General features: G+C 64.7%; 16 protein-coding genes. 8 read left to right on the top strand and 8 right to left on the bottom strand.

Annotated features, from left to right (window positions below):
• Window positions 1–102: 102 nt before the first annotated feature.
• Window positions 103–2,583: an FtsX-like permease family protein gene (locus tag FHW69_RS00235; RefSeq protein WP_183420997.1), complete on the bottom strand. Its 2,481-nt coding sequence runs from the start codon at window positions 2,581–2,583 to the stop codon at window positions 103–105.
• Window positions 2,580–3,266, bottom strand: a complete 687-nt coding sequence (locus FHW69_RS00230) for an ATP-binding cassette domain-containing protein (protein ID WP_183420996.1) — start codon at window positions 3,264–3,266, stop codon at window positions 2,580–2,582. The genes FHW69_RS00235 and FHW69_RS00230 overlap by 4 nt, the downstream gene beginning before the upstream one ends.
• Here FHW69_RS00230 and FHW69_RS00225 point away from each other — a divergent pair.
• The 4 genes from FHW69_RS00225 to FHW69_RS00210 all read left to right on the top strand — a co-directional run bounded on the left by FHW69_RS00225 (window position 3,265) and on the right by FHW69_RS00210 (window position 6,814).
• Entirely contained in the window at window positions 3,265–3,876 is a 612-nt protein-coding gene (locus FHW69_RS00225) for an arylesterase (protein WP_183420995.1), read from the top strand. The genes FHW69_RS00230 and FHW69_RS00225 overlap by 2 nt on opposite strands.
• 133 nt (window positions 3,877–4,009) lie before the next feature.
• Complete coding sequence (locus FHW69_RS00220) at window positions 4,010–4,738, top strand: response regulator transcription factor (RefSeq protein WP_183420994.1); 729 nt, start codon at window positions 4,010–4,012, stop codon at window positions 4,736–4,738.
• Window positions 4,739–4,763: 25 nt separating this feature from the next.
• Entirely contained in the window at window positions 4,764–5,762 is a 999-nt protein-coding gene (locus FHW69_RS00215; protein ID WP_183420993.1) for a HAMP domain-containing sensor histidine kinase, read from the top strand.
• 32 nt (window positions 5,763–5,794) lie between these two features.
• Window positions 5,795–6,814 carry an isoaspartyl peptidase/L-asparaginase gene (locus tag FHW69_RS00210; protein WP_183420992.1) on the top strand — a complete coding sequence of 340 codons (1,020 nt, stop codon included), beginning with the start codon at window positions 5,795–5,797 and terminating at the stop codon, window positions 6,812–6,814.
• A gap of 25 nt (window positions 6,815–6,839) precedes the next feature.
• Here FHW69_RS00210 and FHW69_RS00205 read toward each other — a convergent pair whose 3' ends face one another.
• Genes FHW69_RS00205 through FHW69_RS00185 form a run of 5 tightly spaced genes read right to left on the bottom strand, consistent with a single transcriptional unit; the run spans window position 6,840 to window position 11,979 of the window.
• Window positions 6,840–7,304 (bottom strand): hypothetical protein, encoded by a 465-nt coding sequence (locus FHW69_RS00205; RefSeq protein ID WP_183420991.1) that lies wholly within the window; start codon window positions 7,302–7,304, stop codon window positions 6,840–6,842.
• On the bottom strand, window positions 7,301–8,494 hold the full coding sequence (locus tag FHW69_RS00200; protein WP_183420990.1) for a sialidase family protein: 1,194 nt from the start codon (window positions 8,492–8,494) through the stop codon (window positions 7,301–7,303). The genes FHW69_RS00205 and FHW69_RS00200 overlap by 4 nt, the downstream gene beginning before the upstream one ends.
• Before the next feature lie 14 nt (window positions 8,495–8,508).
• A complete protein-coding gene (locus FHW69_RS00195) occupies window positions 8,509–9,090 on the bottom strand; it encodes a response regulator transcription factor (RefSeq protein ID WP_183420989.1) in 582 nt (193 codons plus the stop codon).
• Window positions 9,087–10,370 carry an ATP-binding protein gene (locus FHW69_RS00190; RefSeq protein WP_343203933.1) on the bottom strand — a complete coding sequence of 428 codons (1,284 nt, stop codon included), beginning with the start codon at window positions 10,368–10,370 and terminating at the stop codon, window positions 9,087–9,089. The genes FHW69_RS00195 and FHW69_RS00190 overlap by 4 nt, the downstream gene beginning before the upstream one ends.
• 58 nt (window positions 10,371–10,428) lie before the next feature.
• Window positions 10,429–11,979 carry an oligopeptide:H+ symporter gene (locus FHW69_RS00185; RefSeq protein ID WP_183420987.1) on the bottom strand — a complete coding sequence of 517 codons (1,551 nt, stop codon included), beginning with the start codon at window positions 11,977–11,979 and terminating at the stop codon, window positions 10,429–10,431.
• A 275-nt stretch (window positions 11,980–12,254) separates the two neighbouring features.
• Here FHW69_RS00185 and FHW69_RS00180 point away from each other — a divergent pair, with 275 nt between their 5' ends.
• The 4 genes from FHW69_RS00180 to FHW69_RS00165 all read left to right on the top strand — a co-directional run bounded on the left by FHW69_RS00180 (window position 12,255) and on the right by FHW69_RS00165 (window position 14,728).
• Window positions 12,255–12,626 carry a diacylglycerol kinase gene (locus FHW69_RS00180; protein WP_183420986.1) on the top strand — a complete coding sequence of 124 codons (372 nt, stop codon included), beginning with the start codon at window positions 12,255–12,257 and terminating at the stop codon, window positions 12,624–12,626.
• Window positions 12,627–12,711: 85 nt separating this feature from the next.
• Window positions 12,712–13,335, top strand: coding sequence for a LemA family protein (locus FHW69_RS00175; protein WP_183420985.1), 624 nt, complete (start codon window positions 12,712–12,714; stop codon window positions 13,333–13,335).
• A complete protein-coding gene (locus tag FHW69_RS00170; protein WP_183420984.1) occupies window positions 13,335–14,228 on the top strand; it encodes a YgcG family protein in 894 nt (297 codons plus the stop codon). Before FHW69_RS00175 ends, FHW69_RS00170 begins: the two co-directional genes overlap by 1 nt.
• Window positions 14,228–14,728, top strand: a complete 501-nt coding sequence (locus tag FHW69_RS00165; RefSeq protein WP_183420983.1) for a TPM domain-containing protein — start codon at window positions 14,228–14,230, stop codon at window positions 14,726–14,728. The genes FHW69_RS00170 and FHW69_RS00165 overlap by 1 nt, the downstream gene beginning before the upstream one ends.
• A 133-nt stretch (window positions 14,729–14,861) precedes the next feature.
• Here FHW69_RS00165 and FHW69_RS00160 read toward each other — a convergent pair whose 3' ends face one another.
• Window positions 14,862–18,101 (bottom strand): DUF6543 domain-containing protein, encoded by a 3,240-nt coding sequence (locus FHW69_RS00160; protein WP_183420982.1) that lies wholly within the window; start codon window positions 18,099–18,101, stop codon window positions 14,862–14,864.
• Between the last annotated feature and the right edge of the window lie 42 nt (window positions 18,102–18,143).

The following is an 18,143-nucleotide window of genomic DNA, read 5'->3' as shown; positions in this document are numbered from 1 at the left end:
CAGTGACTTGCGTTGCGCTGCTTAAAAAACAACCGCGAAACGGTGACTCTGCGGTGGGAGTGAGCAGGCTCACTACACTCCCACAGGCAGCAGTGGCCTTGCCTATTCGCGCAGCAGTTCCATCGGCGATGTGCGCAGCACGCGGCGCGTACCCAGCAGACCGATCAGCATCACGACGAACGCGGCGAGTGCTGCTGAACCGATGAGTGGCCACACGGGTGGCACGAAGCCTTCGATGCGGAAGATCGCGGTGCCTATCCATAATCCGGCACCGGCCGCACCCAGTGCGGCCGTGAGCCCGGCGACCAGCCCGAGTAGCGCGAACTCGCATGCCGCCGCCGCGCGCAGCTGACCGCGACGTGCGCCCAGCGTGCGCAGCAGTGCGGCTTCGTGGCGACGCTCCTGCGCGCTGGCAGCCAGCGCAGCGGTAAGCACCAGGGCACCGGCAAGCAGGCTGAAACCGAGCACCCAGCGAACAGCGGTTCCCACGCGATCAACAATCTCGCGTACGCGATCGAGCAGCGCATCGACATCAATGAGGCTGAGGTTGCCGTAGTCACGCGAAAGGCGGGCCAGATCGTCCGCGTGCCCGCGCGACAGATAAAAGCTGGCCAGCCACGTGTGTGGCAGATCCGCCGAGTGCTTCGGGTCCAGCAGCAGGAAGAAGTTGACCCGGAACGAACTCCAGTCGACCTGGCGAACATTGGCCACGCGTGCCTCCACATCACTTTCGCCGATGACGAAGTGCATGTGATCTCCGACCTTCAGACCGAACATGTCCCGCCACGACGTGTCGATGGACACTTCCGCTTCCTCTGGCGACGCGCCGGACCACTGGCCTTGCACCACCTTGTTCGATGGCGGCAGATCGCCGCTCCATGACAGGCGCAACTGGCGATCCGCCCATTCTCTGGCGCGCTCATCGGTGAAGGTGAGCTGGTCGATGGGGCGGCCGTTGATCGCGGTGAGCTTGCCTACGGCCAGTGGCAACATGTTCAGCTTGTTGGCGCCGAGTGTGCCGAGGCGTTGCTCGAAGGAGTGGCGCTGATCGTCCTGAAGATTGAGGGCAAACCAGTTCGGTGTGTCGGCGGGCAGCTCGCGCCGCCAGCCGTCCAGCAGCGCGGGGGCAACGACGGCCAGCAGCAACAGCGCACACAGTCCCAGCGACAAGGCAGTGGCCTGAATCAGGCTGAGGCCACGGCGACGCGCCAGCGCCGCAAGGCCGAGACGCAACGCAGGATGCGCGCCAGGCGCCACGCGTCGTGCTACCCACAGCAGCAACGCGCTGAGGCCGGCGGCGACCAGCGCGACGCCGCTCAGGCTGACGGCGAGGATACCGGCCAGACGCGCGGAGTCGCTTTGCAGCCACACGAGCGCCAGTGCGACGACCAGCGGCACGAGATACAGCGCGTCAAACCGGCGCGCACGCCGTGTGACGCTGTCGCGGAACACGGCGACGGGCGGCACTTCGGCCAGGCGCACAAGCGGCGGCAACGCAAAGCCCGCCAGTACGGCCAGCCCCACGGCAGCAGCGGCGAATGCCGGGCCCAGCGGCAACGTGGTCGGTACGCCTGCAAACAACTGGCTGGCGAAGTACCAGGCACCCTGTGCCAGCGCCAGCGAAAGAGCCACGCCGATGGCTGCCGCGGGGAGGGCGAGCGCGGCCAGTGTGGTGACCAGCAGGGCTGCCACGCGACGGCGTGGGGTTCCCAGCGCGCGCAGCAACGCCACTTCAGCCGTCTTGCGGCGTGCATAGCGCGACGCCGCCAACGCAATGGCCACGCCAGCCAGCAGCGCGGAAAGCAGGGCGGTCAGGCGCAGGAAAGAGCTGGCGCGATCAAACGCGGTGCGCATGCGCTCCTGTGTCTGCTCCGGCGTGATGAGTTCGGCGCCCTGCGGAAGCGTCTGGCTTTCCACGAAGCTGCGCCAGCGCGCTACCTGCGTTGGCGCGCCCGACACCAGCAGGCGATGACGCGCGCGGCTGCCGGTGGCCAGCAGGCCGGCGGCGTTGGCGTCGTCCAGGCTCATCATGGCGCGCGGTGCCAGCGCGAAGAGTTCGCCGCCATCGGGAAGCCGCATGAGTTCCGCCGTGACTTTCAGGTCGCGGCCACCCAGTTGCAGGGTCTGTCCCGGCTGCACGCCCAGTCCCACCATCGCGCGATGATCGAGATACACCTCGCCCTGGGCCGGGCCATGGGCCACGCGATCCTTGCCGTCGATGCCACGGATTTCCAGCGTGCCGCGCAACGGATACGACGCGTCGCTGGCCAGCACGTCCACCAGCTGGCTGCGCTGATCGACGAACGCCACGCTGGGAAAGGTGGCGCCGCGCGTGACCGCCAGGCCATCGTTGCGTGCGGCCTCGGCCAGCGGGGCAGGCAGCGACGAAGGCGCAGAGATGCCCATGTCGCCACCAATGAGTTCGGCAGCACTGGCCAGCACGCCCCGCTCGATGCGCGTGGACAAGGTGGAGACCACGCCGAGCGCCACCACCGCCAGCACCAGCGACGCGGCCAGCGTCCTGAGTTCAACCAGATGCCATTCGCGCCTCAGCGTGCGGACGGCCAGGCGAAGGACGTTCACGCGCCCACTCCGAGGCGGCCATCATGTAGCGCGGCGCTGCGTGTACAGCGTGCAGCCAGCTTGGGATCGTGAGTCACCAGAATCAGGGTGGTGGCATGCGTCTTGTTCAACTCGAACAAAAGATCACCCACGTGCTCACCCGTGTGCTGGTCGAGGTTGCCGGTGGGCTCGTCGGCGAAGAGCACCCGCGGTCGATGCACGAAGGCGCGCGCCAGCGCCACGCGCTGCTGCTCACCGCCGGACAGCTGCGCGGGATAGTGACGGCGTCGTCCGCCAAGCCCCACTGATTCCAGCGCCACGCGGGCGCGTTCTCGGGCGTCATCGTTGCCTTCCAGCTCCAGCGGCAACATGACGTTTTCTTCCGCCGTGAGGGCGGGCAGCAGATGGAAGGACTGGAACACGAAGCCCACGAGGCGGCGGCGCACGGCGGCGCGCTCTTCCTCGTCCATCGCCTCCAGTGCGCCCCCGTCCAGCCGGATGCTGCCGGAGGTGGGTACGTCCAGCCCGGCGAGAAGGCCGAGCAGGGTGGTCTTGCCAGACCCTGAGGCGCCAACGATGGCGAAGCTTTCGCCGGCGGCCACCGCGAGGTTCACGCCGGTCAGGATATCGAGGCGGCCCTCCGGGCCTGAAACCGACTTGCTAACATCGACCACTTCGAGAAGAACACGGGAAGAATCGCTCATGCGTCGTTGCCTGATCCTGTTGCTGGTCCTGTGGTGCACCAGCGCCATTGCCGCGGCGCCTTCGCCGCGCAATGTGCTGGTGCTCGGGGATTCGTTGTCGGCCGCGCACAACATTCCGGTGGAGGCCGGATGGGTGCATCTGCTGGAAGCGCGCACGTCGAAGATGGTGCCGCCGTGGACGCTCGTCAATGCCAGCATCAGCGGGGAGACCTCGCTGAGCGGCCGCAACCGCATCGCGGGGCTGCTGGAAAAGTACAAGCCAGGTGTCGTGGTGATCGAGCTGGGCGCCAACGACGGGCTGCGAGGGCTGTCGCTGACCCAGTTCGCGGACAACCTGGACACCATGATTTCGGCGAGCAGGAAGGCCGGTGCGAAGGTGCTTTTGCTGGGTATCGAATTGCCGGTCAACTACGGCCCGCAGTATCGCGACGGGCTGCGCAAGGTGTATGCGGATGCGGCTGCCAGGCACCAGGCAACACTCCTGCCCTTCCTGCTGGATGGCGTGGCAACGAACCCTGCGGTGATGCAGGAAGACGGCCTTCATCCCACAGCGCAGGGCGAGCCACGGGTGGCGGAAAATGTGTGGTCGAAACTGCAGGCACTGCTATGACGACCACTGCGGTTCCCACACCTTTCGTGCACATCCCTCGCCGGAAAATGAATGGCATTTCCGGTCTTCACGCTGCTCTCACCGGCCCGACCGTTAACTCTTCACATTTGTGAATCAGCAAAGGAGCAGGTTGATGAGTGCACACGACTTACAGAGCGGGATGATCCTGCTGATTGAGGACCACCGCCAGATCGCCGAGATGGTGGGTGAGTTTCTTGAGCGCAAGGGCTACACGGTCGACTACGCCCAGGACGGCGTCATTGGCCTGCATCTTGCCGTTGCCAACAGCTACGACGTGGTTGTGCTGGACCTCATGCTTCCGGGCATGGACGGTCTGGACGTATGCCGCAAGATTCGCAAGGACGGCAAGAAATCGACGCCGGTGCTGATGCTGACCGCGCGTGACACGCTGGAAGACAAACTGGTTGGCCTGGAAGCCGGTGCCGACGATTATCTGGTGAAGCCCTTTGAAGTACGCGAACTGGAAGCGCGCCTGCGCGCCCTGATTCGCCGCGACCGCCGCCAGGTCTCCTCCGAAGTGCTGACGGTTGGCGACATGACGCTGGACACGGCCACCCTGCGCCTGACCCGTGGTGGTTCGGAACTGACGGTTTCGCCCATTGGTCTCAAGCTTCTGGCCATCCTCATGCGCGAATCTCCGCGTGTGGTCAGCCGTCGTGACATCGAACGCGAAATCTGGGGCGACACGCTGCCCGATTCGGACACGCTGCGTTCGCACCTGTACAACCTGCGTCGGGTGATCGACAAGCCGTTTGATCATCCACTGCTGCACACCATTCATTCGGCGGGTTACCGTCTGGCCGACCTCGATTCCGAAGTCGCCGCCTCTCAATCAGCTTGAATCAGGAAGGCTGGGTGTAGACAGGATGGAAGGCAGGGTCAAACAGGCAGTGGCGCGGCGTGGGACATTTGCCCACCGGCTGGCCATCGTATTCGTTCTCCAGATTGCCGTCGTCGTTGTGGCGATCTTCATGGGGATGAATAACGTTGCGCCGGTGTGGGCAGTCCTCGCCGTGGTTCTTTGCTCCGGCGGCCTTTCGTGGCTGGCGGTGGCACGGGAGTGGCAGCCGGTGTCCGCACTGGCCCGCGCCATGGAACGCTGGGATCCGAATCAGCCGGATATGGATGTGTTCGGCGCGGGCAGCTATGCGCGCAGGTCCGATCACGACGTGATCTCGCTGGTGAAAAGCCTCCAGGGGTTTGCGTCGCGCATCGAGAGCTTTGGTGAACGCGAGCGCAACTTCACCCGCGACGCCAGCCACGAATTGCGCAGCCCGCTCACGGTCATCAAGATGTCGTCGGACATGCTCTCCGATGAACCCGCACTCAGTGAGTTCGGCCACCGTTCTCTGGAGCGCATCCGCCGCTCCACGCGTGAACTTGAGGCGCTGGTGGAAGCCTTCCTCATTCTGTCGCGCGAGTCGGACAAGGGCCTGGTCGAAGAAGATTTCATCGTCAACGACGTGCTGCGCCAGGAAGTGGAGTACGCACGCGAGTTGACGGTGGGTCGCCCGGTCGAGCTGGTATTGGATGAGCCGGCGACGTTTGCCCTGCATGCGTCCCCGCGCGTCTTTGCCGTGCTCTGCGGTCAGCTGATCCGGCACGCGCTGCAACAGACCGATCAGGGCAAGATCGTGGTGACCGTGATGCCGGGCAGCGTGAGCGTCATCAATCCGTCCATCGATGCGCCGGGCTCGCAGGCTGTACGCAAGGCGCATGCCTCGGTCGACCGGCATGGCTTTGATCTGGCTATCGCCCGTCGCCTCAGCGACCGTTTCCAGTGGCCGCTGGAGCTTCGCGCATTGCCGGGTGCGGCGCGTGTGGCCAGCATTCGTTTTCCGCATCCGCAGGCCGTCGACGGCTAGCTATACTCGCTCCCGTCTCCAGGGAGTTAGCCATGAAGCGTCACATTTCATTTGCTCTGGCCATCGCGTCGATGGCGGTCGCAGGATGGGTATCCGCCGCGACGCCGGTTCTGGTCATTCATGGCGGCGCTGGCGTCATCAAGCGCGACATGTCGCCCGCCAGAGATAAGGCAGTGCGCGCGGCGCTGACTCAGGCGCTGACCGCAGGTTATGCCGAACTGAAGTCGGGCAAGGCGGCCGTGGATGCAGTGAGCGCAGCGATCGTGGTTCTGGAGAACGATCCGAATTTCAACGCGGGCAAGGGTGCCGTCTTCACCCACGAGGGCAAGAACGAACTCGACGCAGCCATCATGGATGGCTCCACGTTGAAGGCGGGCGCGATTGCAGGTGTACAGCGGGTCAGGAATCCGATTCTGCTGGCGCGCAGCGTCATGGACCACTCACCGCACGTGATGCTGGCTGGCGCAGGCGCTGAAGCATTCGCCAAAGAGAACGGCGTGGAACTGGTCGATCCATCCTATTTCCGTACCGAAGAGCGCTGGCAGCAATTGCAGAAGGCGCTGAAAGAAGACGCGCAGAAAGTGCCGCACGCGGATGAGGAAACAGCGAAGCATTTCGGCACCGTGGGCGCCGTGGCACTGGATGCCGCAGGTCATCTGGCGGCAGGCACCTCGACCGGTGGCATGACCGACAAGCGCTGGGGACGCATCGGTGATTCACCATTGATCGGTGCGGGCACCTATGCCAATGACGGCTGTGCGATGTCCGGTACGGGCTGGGGCGAGTTTTACATCCGCACCGTGGCCGCGCACGAGGTGTGCATGCGGGTGACGCAGATGCGTGTGCCGTTGTCGCGTGCCGCGGCGGAAGTCATCAATCAGGAAATTCCGTCACTGGGCGGCAACGGCGGCGCCATTGCACTGGACCGTGACGGGCATATCGCCATGCCGTTCAATACGGACGGCATGTTCCGTGGCTGGATCGGTGCGGACGGTGTGCCGCATGTGGCGATTTATGGCGACGAGGATGATGGATTGTCGGAGGCCGAGTGATTCGTTCGCGAGCGATCCGGCTCCCTCAGGGAGTCGCGATACGGCTCAGGGCTGCGGCATTCAACAGTCCACTGATTCCCATCCGTGACCCATCCGCCCGGATCACCAGCGTGCGCGGTGTTTCGCCACCCCAGCCCGGATCGATCAGAAAGTTGATGCGCTCCGGTGTTGCGTCGGCGTACGCGCGTGCGGTCAGCGTGGAAAGGCCCGCGTTGGCCAGCCGTGCGCGGATGAGTTCACGCTGGCTGATGCTGTCCGTGGCGACCGACACCAGCTCCATGTCAGCGTGGTCATGCGCGAGTTTTGCCAGCGCGCTCAGGTTCTCTTCGCAATAAGCACAGTCCAGTGCCCAGAGCGCGATGACGCGCTCGCCGCGTGCGGGCGGTGCGGTCAGTGCTTTCACGTCACTGGCAGACAGCACCGTGATGTCGCCGGCACACGCGGCGGCAGGTGCGAGACCCAGAACCAGCGCAAGCAAAAAGGCTTTCATTGCAGCGCCTCGGTGGGCACCAGACGAAACCCCTCTGCGGTATTCCACGCGACGAAGGCGCGGTCGCGCAGCAGCACCAGCTCGGGCCAGCCCGCGCTCGATGGTGTGCGGGCAATTTCCCGGGCGTCCTGGAACGATGTGCCGCCATCGGTGGACTCACGCACCATCAGCGAAAGGCCATCAGCCGACTGCTGGTGATAGACAATCCACACATGTTTGCCAGCGACGGCGATATCGGCATGGGAGGCGCCCTGCGTGGCCACATCCATGAGATGGACGGGTGACTTGCCCGGTTGCAGTTGTCCGTAGTGGATGGTCGCGTGTCCGTCCACCGCGCTGAACCACACGGCATGGCGTACGCCGCTGTTGCTGATGGCGAGCGACGGGCCGTGATGCGGACAACCTTCGATGTGCCATTGCTCGAACGTGGCACGCTGCGGCTGGACGGCAGCGTTGCTGGTCGGCAACACGGCGAAAGCGTGATCGCGGATATTGTCGCCATAGACCGCGCGGAAGAATGCGGCGACGTTGCCGTCCGGGGTCTTCGCCAGCGCGATGCGGCAACACTCGCAGCTGTGGTCGGTGATCTTTCGTTCCGGCCGGAATGTGGCGCCGCGGTCGTCTGACCACGTGTAATACGTGGCCGCGCCAAGATACGTTTTGCCTGCGGCGTTGGCCGCTTCCATGTCGCGCTTGTCGATCCACGCCACCACGATGCGGCCCTTGCCATCCAGGGCGATGGAATCGAAGCGGTGGGTGATTTCCTGGCGATCACTGTGCACGGTGACGGGGGTGTCGAAATGCGCGCCGCCGTCCAGCGAGCGCGCGAACCGCACGAAGCCGGTCCACGGCGCCTTGCGTGGCTGCGACCAGCTCACGTAGATCTCGTTGGCGGGGCCGATGAGGATCTTCGGCCGGTTCTCGCCTTCGGCATACACCGGTTCGGCCACCGCATTGACGATGGCCGGCTCGCTCAACGTGCGGCCCATGTCGTCGGAATGGCGCACCCGTACATGCTGGCCATCGACATCCACGACCCATAAGCGGCCATGGCTATCCAGCGCGGCGCTGAAGCCCAGCGTGGACGCGTGGCCTTCCATGGGCATGGCATGGTTCATGGACATGCCATCGTGACCCTGCGCGAGCGCAGCACACGGCAGAAGGCAGGCAAGCAGAAGTCGACGCCACATGGTTTTGTCTCCGGTCAGGATTCTTCGGGACGCTCGCGCACCGGATGCTTGCTGAGCTTGCGCTGCAGCGTGCGCCGGTGCATGCCGAGGCGACGGGCCGTTTCGGAAATGTTGCCTTCGCATTCGGTCAGCACGCGCTGGATGTGTTCCCACTCCAGCCGACGCAATGGCAGCGGGGCATCGGGAGCGTCCAGCAGGTCGTCGTTTTCAGTGCCGCTGTCGCCGTCCAGCAGGGCGCGTACCACGGCATCGGCGTCGACAGGCTTGGCCAGATAGTCGTGGGCGCCGCGCTTGATCGCTTCCACGGCCGTGGCAATGGAGGCATAGCCGGTGAGCAGCAGTACACGGATGTCCGGCACCAGTGCCTGCAATTCGGGAATCAGGCGCAGGCCATTTTCGTCACCGAGTTTCAGATCCAGCACGCAGTAGCGCGGCTGATGGCGACGGGTAAGGGCGCGCGCATCATCGGCGTTGTCGGTGGCGATGACTTCAAAGCCACGCGACGACAGCGCGCGGGTCAGCACCCGGGCAAACGTGGTGTCGTCGTCGATGATCAGCAGGGGACGGCCCGGAACGGGTACGGCGTGTTCACTCATGTGCGCTCTCCGATGACCGCAAGAGGCAGACGCAGTCGCATCTCGGCTCCCCGGTCAGTATTGGTGGCGGCCAGTTCGCCGTCGAGGCGTTCCGCCGTGGCTTCGGCCAGGGCGAGCCCAAGGCCGAGACCGGTGGTTTTGCGCGACTGGCCCAGTGTGCCGAGTTCGTCGTCTTCTTCGTCAAAGCCGGGGCCGTGGTCGCTGACGATCAGCTCCAGCCAGGCACCATCGACGCGGGCTTCCAGCGTCACGGCCACGCTGTCGTTGAGGGACGAAGCGTCCACGGCGTTGTTGAGCAGGTTGATGAGCGCGTGGCGCAATCCGGGCGGCGAACGCAGCAGGGTCGCGCCGGCAGCGTCACTGAGCAGCACTTCCAGGTCGGCTTCCGGGCGCAGCAACTGGAAGCGCTCCAGGCAGCCGTGCAGGAACGCGTCCAGCGTCAGCCGCTCAGGCACCTGAGACAGCTGCGCCTGACCGAAGGCCACCATCTCGCGAAGAATGGTGCGACAGCGATCCACCTGGCCCTGCAGCAATTCCAGGTCGTCGGCGAGCACCTTGTCCGCCGCGTGTTCGCGCTGCAACTCCGGCAGCAGCGTGCGCATAGTGGACAGCGGCGTATTCAGTTCGTGCGCCGCGCCGGCTGCCTGGGTGGCGATGGCGAGAATGCCTTCGTCGCGCAGGGCGCGTTCGCGTACACGCTGCACTTCGGACTGCTGCATGCGAAGCGTGCGTGCCAGGTTGCTGATGAACACGCCCAGCAGCACCGCAGTAACGATGAAGTTCACGCCCATGCCGGCCACGTGCAGATCGAAGTCGGTGGCCTGGCTGCCGCTGGTTGGCAGCGGCACGTGGAAAGGCACCAGAAGGACGTAAGCCAGACCGGCCAGCGCCGCAACGACCGATACGCCCCCCACCGTCAACGCCGCTGCCGCGAGCGCGATGGGTACCAGCAGCAGGGTCACGAAGGGGTTGCTGGCGCCGCCCGTGAAATACAGCAGATAGCCCAGCACCATGGTGTCGGCCGCGATGTGCACCACGGCTTCCCATTCGCTGAGCGGCCACGGCTGCAGCAGGCGCCAGGAGGCGTACGCGGCAAAGATGGCAAGCATGCCCACGCCGATGAACAGCGGCAGCAGCGCGACGTCCATGCCCATGACCGTGGAGCAGAACATGATCGCCACGCTCTGCCCGGCAATGGCACACAGGCGAAGCCACGCCAGGGTTCGCGCGAGGGCGAAGGGGCCTGAGCGGGGGCGCAGCGATTTGCGTTGATCGGTCACGGGGAAGGTGGCAATGCCATGAAGAAAAAGGCCACCCGGTGAGGGGTGGCCTTTTATTTTACAGGTCTTCGTTGTGTACCGGCGGAACGGGCGGGATATTCCCCAGCGCATGGCTCAGCGAGAGCTTCTTCATCAGCGGCAGCATGGCCACCGCGATGGCCGTGCAGAGCACGCCCGCAAAGCCCAGCTTGTTGAACAGGCTGGTGTAGATGGTCAGCGACTGCACCGGATCGGTCAGATCCTTCGGAATGGCCGCCAGATTGGCCACCACGCTGCCCACGTACTGGGCGACACCCACGGCCACGTAGTAGGCGCCCATCATGAAGCCACCCATGCGCGCCGGCACGTAGCGGGCGATCATGGCCAGGCCCAGGCCGCTGACCAGCAACTCACCCAGGGAGTACAGGCCATAGCCCCACACCATGTACCAGGACGACACCTGGCCGGCGATGGCCGAGTGGCTGCCCACGCCGTACATGAAGAAGCCGGCGGCAACGGCCAGGAAGCCCAGTGCGAACTTCGCGGCAATCGGGAGATCTTTGCCGGTGCGGCCCATCGTGTTGTAGATGAACACGAGGACGGGGCTGAGGACCACGATCCAGATCGCATTGAGCGACTGGAACTGTTCCGGAATCCAGTTGAACAGGTGCAAGCCGAACAGGTCGAACGAGAGGTTGACGTTGCGCTGGGCAAACAGGTTCAGCGAGGTCGACATCTGCTGGTAGAAGACGAAGAAGAAGATCGTCTGCACCGTCAGCACCAGTGCCGCCACCAGCCCCGCGCGCTCGTTGCGTGCGCTGGAGCGGATGAGGTGGGCGAAGATGAACAGGATCACCACACCGGCGGCGTATACGCAGGCCTGAGCGATGGCCTTGCTCTGGAGGATGAACGCAGAAGCGAGCACCAGCGCAATGCCGCCGAGGAAAACGCCCAGGGCGCGCGAGACGTTCAGCGGCTGCTCGTCCGGGGCGGAGCCCACGTGAGCCAGCGTGCGGCGCATCAGCGCATAGTTGATGAGGCCCAGCACGAGGCCGATCGAGCACACGCCAAACGCGGTGTGCCAGCCGAGGGCATCGCCATACTGCTTGCCCACGTAGTCGCGAATCCACGGGGTGAGCAGCATAGACACCGTGGAGCCGATGTTCACCGCCATGTAGTAAATGGTGAATGCGCTGTCGATGCGCACCTCGTCGCCCTCGTAGATCTTGCGCACGAGGTTGCCGGCGTTCGGCTTGAACATGCCGTTGCCGACGACGATGACGCCGAGCGCCATGTACAGGAAATACGGGTTGTTGGTCGGAACCCAGAGCAGGGCGTAACCCATTGCCAGGACCACGGCACCGGTAAGCATGGTGCGGCGGGTGCCCAGCAGTTTGTCGCCGATCCAGCCACCGATGGCGGGGGTGGCGTAGATCAGGGCCGCCGCAGCACCCCAGACGAGGTTTGCGTCACTGTCCCCGAAGCCGAGCTTCTTTACCATGTAGGTGACCATCAGCACCTGCATGCCGTAGAAGCCGAAGCGCTCCCACATCTCGATCAGGAATACGGTACTGAAGGACTTGGTCTGTGAAACGGGTGGTGTCTGGATTGCCGGGTTCTGGGTTGCCATTGGGTCTTCCGAAGTATTGCCGGGGACGAGGCGGCGCCGAAGTGCCGTCTCCCGCATCGCGAGCCTGAACCAGGCCACAACCGGTCAAGCGTAACCCAAATATTGCCGCCGGGCGTCATCGCAAGGACATGCGGGTGTGGCAGCCCCTGGCCGGGCCAAAGGGCCCTCCAGGCGAGTCGGGTGCTCCCCTATGGCATGATACGGGGCTTCCTGACGCACAGTCGGGCTTTGCATGCCACCCGCAATCTCCTGCATCACCGAGGGCGCCTGAATTCATGGCCAGTACCGAAAATCGAGGTCCGCGACAGATCGCGGCGGCCTTTGTCTGGTCGATGAAAGGGCTGGCCGCCGGCTATCGCCATGAGGCCTCCTTCCGGCTGGAGGTGTGGCTGGCCGTGGTTATCGTGCCCTTGGGCCTTTGGCTGGGGCACGGGCCGATTGAGAAAATTCTCCTCATCCTCTTCCCGATGCTGGTGCTGTCGGCTGAACTGCTCAATTCGGCCATCGAGGCCGTGGTGGACAAGGTCAGCCCTGAGTTCCACGAGCTGGCCGGGCGCGCCAAAGACATGGGATCGGCCGCTGTGTTCATCCTGATGACCATGGTGGTGGTGTCCTGGGCGCTGATTCTCGGGCCCCGCTGGATCTGAACGGCGCACCCCGTCATGACCGGGGCGATTGCATCGGCTGGCCTCGCGATGCTTCTATAGCGCTCCCATGCAAGGAGCCTTCGCCATGAAATTCCTGCGCGCTGCCGCAACGCTGCTCGTCGTCCTTCTTTTGTCCGGCTGTGGCTATAACGCCATCCAGCGAGAGGATGAGTCCGTCAAGGCCGCCTGGTCCGAAGTGCTGAACCAGTACCAGCGCCGTGCCGACCTGGTGCCCAACCTCGTCAATACCGTCAAGGGGTATGCCCAGCACGAAGAGCGCGTGCTTACCGAAGTGACCAATGCCCGTGCCAAAGTCGGCAGCGTGCAGGTCACGCCCGAACTTCTGAATGATCCGGAGGCGCTGGCCAAGTTCCAGGCGGCTCAGGGTCAGCTCAGCGGTGCGCTGTCCCGCCTGATGGTGGTCAGCGAAAACTATCCGCAGCTCAAGGCGGACGGTTCGTTCCGCGACCTTCAGGCCCAGCTGGAAGGCACGGAAAACCGCATCACCGTGGCGCGCAACCGTTACGTGGCCTCGGTTCAGTCCTACAACACGCTGATCCGGTCGTTCCCGAACAACCTCACCGCCAAGGTCATGGGCTACAAGATCAAGCCCAACTTCAGCGTCGAGAACGAAAAAGCCATCTCCACGGCGCCCACGGTCGACTTCGGCAGCACGCCCGCTGCTCCGGCGCCTGCGGCCACGCGCTGATGTTCCGCCTCCGGGGCCGGATGCTGGCCTGCCTGGCAGCCTTGCTGCTGCCATGGGCCAGCAGCGCGTGGGCCGATGAGGCCGCGGTCCCCACGTTGAGCCGTCACGTTACCGATCAGACCGGAACGCTGACGGCTCAGCAGATCGGCGAACTGGATGGCAAGCTCAGTGCGCTGGAAAAGGCGAAGGGTGCGCAGGTCATCGTGCTGATGGTCAATTCGACGCAGCCGGACGATATCGAAAGCTATTCGCTGAAAGTGGCCGAAGCCAACAAGGTGGGCCGCAAAGGTGTGGACGACGGCGTACTGCTACTGATCGCCAAGGGCGACCGGCGCGTGCGCATCGAAACAGGCTACGGGCTTGAAGGCGCGCTGCCTGACGCGATTGCGTCGCGCATCATCCGTGAATACATCGCACCGCGTTTCCGCAACAACGATTACTACGGCGGCATCAACGACGCGGTCGGCGCGATCACGCAGATCGTGCAGGGCGAAGCGCTTCCGCCGCCCGTGGCACCCGACGAATCGCACGAGCGTCGTCGCGGTGGCAGCAACTGGTTCTTCATCCTCATTGTGGTGGTGCTTGCCGTCAAAGGTTTCCTCAGCGCAACGCCCTGGTGGGTGCGCGCGCCCGTGGGCGGCGCTGTCGCGGGCGGGATTGTCTGGCTGATCGCAGCGTCGCTGGGTCTTGGCCTCGTGGCGGCCTTGGTCGGCGGCATTTTCGCGGCCATTCCCGGTGGCGCCTCCCGCTTCATCGGCGGGGGTGGTTGGGGTGGGTTTGGCGGAGGCGGGGGTTTTGGTGGTGGAGGCTTTGGCGGTGGGGGCGGCGGTGGCGGCGGTTTCAGCGGCGGCGGCGGCAGTTTTGGTGGCGGCGGTTCGTCGGGGAGCTGGTAATGGATATGCAGCGCGTGTTCGCCAATCTGTTCTCCGAATGGTTTCAGTTGCACCGCCAGTTTCCGGCCGACGTTCTGGATGCTATCGCGCGTGATGTGAGTGCCGGAGAAGCATCGCATCGCGGCGAACTTCGCGTGGTCATCGAATCCCGCTTGCCTGTGGGCGCCGTGCTTCGGGGCTATACCGTGCAGGCGCATGCTCTGGATGTGTTCACGCATCTGCGCGTGTGGGACACGCACGACAATTGCGGCGTGCTGCTTTACGTGTTGCTGGCCGAGCATCGCATCGAGATCGTGGCAGACCGCGGCATCGTGGCGAAGGTAGGGCAGGCCGAATGGGACACCATCACCGCACAGATGCGTCAGGCATTCAGTGCGGGACGCTGGCGCGAGGGCATGATCGCCGGGGTGGCTGCGGCCAATGCCCTGCTGGTACGCCATTTCCCGGCGGATGGAACGCCCCGGCGCAACGAGTTGCCAGATCGCCCGCTCGTTCTTTAGAGCGGGCACGTTTCTATCCACAGGCGCTGTGGAAACGCATGGCATAAACCTGTGGATAACCTTCGATACGAGTGATCTGCCAATGACTTGCGTTGCGCTGGTCAACGAGTGACCAGCGCAACGTCAGGAGTCGTTACAGGGGCTCCGCAGGCAGACTGGACAGGACTTCGTGCTCGCCCCGGTAGAGGTTGACCATCCGGTCAGTGTTGGTCCGCAACAAGTAGTGGTGTCCCTCACCACCTTCCCTGCGCAGCAAGTCGGCGTAGGGGGCCCCGGAGGGTTCGGTACGCGCGAGAACGCGCCGCGCGTTGATGCGGACGGCGAACGTTCGTATGCGCACCCTCACCGGCCCGGCTGAAACGGATCGGATCAAATGAAGCGGCGATGTCGGCGGGACGGTCGACAGGCGTATACCTTGCTGTCCCATGCCCAGGCTTTCCGTGTCGATGGCCGCCCAGTTGGGCCGGAATCCATGGTTGCTCGCGGCCATCGTTCTGTGGAGTGCGCTTGTCCGGAAGGGGCGGCTTCCGTAGTACCAGAGTTCCTCGGGAACGTCCGACGGCCGCACTGCGGTATAGCCCCGGGGTACTTCCGCCACGGGTCGCGCACCGGAGAGGTCTTGCGGAGGCAACGGATGCGCAGGCTGCGCCTGTCCGAGCCGGTGGCGTGCCGCGTTGAGGGCGGCGTGCCAGCGGTGCCGCTGTGTCTCACTGAGTTGGGCGGGCACGTGATGAAGCAGTTCGCGCTGCATCTGCGTATGGACCACGTCCAGTTCATGCGGATCGGGAAAGGCGCGCTCCATCTCGTCGGTGAATTCGTCATACACGTCGCGGCGCACAGCAATGCGTCCTTCACCGCGCCCTGTGCCCCCGCGCAGGCCGACGCGGTTGTGTGCCCAGCCCCCTGTGGCTGTGCGCTGGATCGCCGGCCCGCGGAATGCGGCCCCGCCGTTGGGGCGCGTGAGGCGCCAGGTGCCGTAGTCGGCGTCGTAGCGCACGGCGTACACCTGGCCGCCGTGTTCGATGTAATGCTTGCCCTCGCTGGTGAACACGCCTGCACGATTCGTGTCGCCTGTCCGCCGGACGCCTTTCGCCGCGAAGCGCGACTCGAAAACGACAACGGGCTGCACGGCGGGTCGCGCTTCGGCGAGGCGCCCGGCGTTCTGAAAGCGTGCGCCGGTGATGGAGTGAGCCAGCGCGGGCGTACTCAGCGCGTAGACGGGAGCCGCAGCGGTAAGCGAGGCGCTGTAGAAGTCAGCGAAGTCGACAAAGGCCTGCACGTCGTCGCCTGCCTTGACGTTGTCGTAGAAGCGCCACGCGGCCTGCGCTGCGCGCGCGGGTGCAGAGGCGATGCTGGTGATCGTGTCCTCGACGATGCGTGCGGTGAGCCCCGTGCGGTATCTGTCCACCAGCCAGGACCACTGAGCCTGTTCGGCGCTCCGCGTCAGCGTGTGAATGTTGCGCAGGGCGAGCTGGACCTCCACGTTGTAGGCAGCGTCAAGGAAATCGCCCGAGACTTCGCGCTCGCTGAAAGGCGCCTGGGTCTTCGTGTAGGCCGTGTCCGAGCCGGAGCCCAGTACCCAGTTGGCAAGATTGTCCCCGGCGAATGCTCGCGCGACGCCGTTGGGCAGCACCTGCGCAAAGTCGGCGGGCAGGCGGTCGAGCAGATATTCGCGGAAAGCAGGGTGATAGAAGAAGCGTCGTCCGGCTTCGGCCCGGTCTGCAAACTCGCGAAAGGTGATGCCGTCGGGCGCATCGGGCGTGTACAGCACCACGCTGCCCACACTTCGGGCGTCGCGCACGCTGATGGCCAGCACATCGCGCAGCGGTGTTTCCAGATACGTCATCTGGTTCACGACGATCTCGTGACCTTCGACGCGCGCGCGTCCCGCGGCGGCGGGATGGTCCAGCACAGCCTTGATCCACTGGTAGCCACGTTCGGATCGGTCAGGAAGGAATGATCGCGACGCGTCGTCCAGGTAGTACGACAGGCGCGCTTCCTGCGCGAGGAAAAACATGTGTGCCTGCTGCATGCTGACGGCGTGATTGCGACGCAGGGGTGCATCAGGTCCGCTGCGGAAGGTCGTGTCTGTGTAGGCGCGGTAGTGAGTATGCAGGTCGGCCGCTCGTATGATGCGGCGGATGGTCGCGTCGTCCAGTGCGGGAATGGGCTGCCCGTCGATGGTCTGGGCACTCAGTCGCGCCAGGTCGAAAGCGGCAACGTTCTGGCAGGCGAGCTCGATCAGGCTGATATGAGACGGCGTGGTGCCCTCGAACAGGGCTTGCAGCGACCCCAGGTAAGCGGCCGGATCATTCGAGGGGTCGATGCGGATGCGGATATCGGCCGGGTCCTGCGTGACGCCCTGTGCGTTGAGCGCATCGCGAAGCGCGCCGGTCGCATACTCGGCCAGGGACAGGGGTGCCGAAAGAAGGTTCGTATCCTCGAAGGTCACCGCATCCAGCGTTGCCTGGTGAATGGCTTCGGCTTCGCGCCAGTCGCTGGCCACCTGCACGGGAACACGCGTCAGGCGTTGTTCGTTGAACGCTTCGATCAGCGCGGCATGGCGCACGGCGAGCACCTGGCTGACATCAAGCATCTGATCCAGGCGCAGCGCATCAAACACGTTGTCTGCAAAGGCTGCGTTGCGTTGCTGTCCATCTTCACCGATCAGGAACTCAAACCACGCCTGGTTCAGCCTGCTGCGCTGAACGTCAATCATGCGTTCGGTCAGGGCGACGAAAGGCGAGGTGGCGACGTCACGCGAACTGACGACCGTGTCGATCGTCACCCGGGATGCGTCCTGATGCGCCATGCCGGGAAGATCATGCACCAGGGTCAGCGTGCGGCGCGCGCGTTGGCCCAGGGCGGCGTAGGCGGTGTCGGTATCCGGAAACGACTCCCAACCCTGTTCGACGGAGAAAGCGAGTACGCGCTCCGGAGCCTGATCGTCCTGTACGAGCAAGGTACCGGCATATGCCACGTCGCCGAACATCAGTTCGCTGACCCTGATGTGCGCCGGAAGTGGGGAAGGTCCCGCAGAGGTCATCTGACGGATGGTTGCCAGGGCAGCGTCGTCCATGTTGCCGTCCTGCCTGGCCAGTTGGCCAAGGTCGTAGGCTGCGACCGCGATGCGGTCTGCGAGCGCGGTACGTCGCGGCGTGCCATCTGTGGATGGCGCGTTCCAGTAAGCGGTGATGGCGTCCAGGAAGGGGGGCAGTGAGCCTGCGTCAATGACCTCGGGTGTGGACGGGATGGCGGCCTGCTCGGTGGCCAGCCATGCCTGCAATCCCACGAGGCGATCAAACGCCGCCGTGGCTTCCTGATGAACATTCCGGGTGATGGCAGGCGGGGCCTGCGGCGGCAGCATATCCATGTGCGTCCTTTGCGTGGGAAGGTCGCCAGAGTTTAGGAATGG

This window comes from Luteibacter sp. Sphag1AF (assembly GCF_014192715.1).
Classification (GTDB): domain Bacteria; phylum Pseudomonadota; class Gammaproteobacteria; order Xanthomonadales; family Rhodanobacteraceae; genus Luteibacter.
This window is presented reverse-complemented; position numbering and strand designations above follow the sequence as displayed.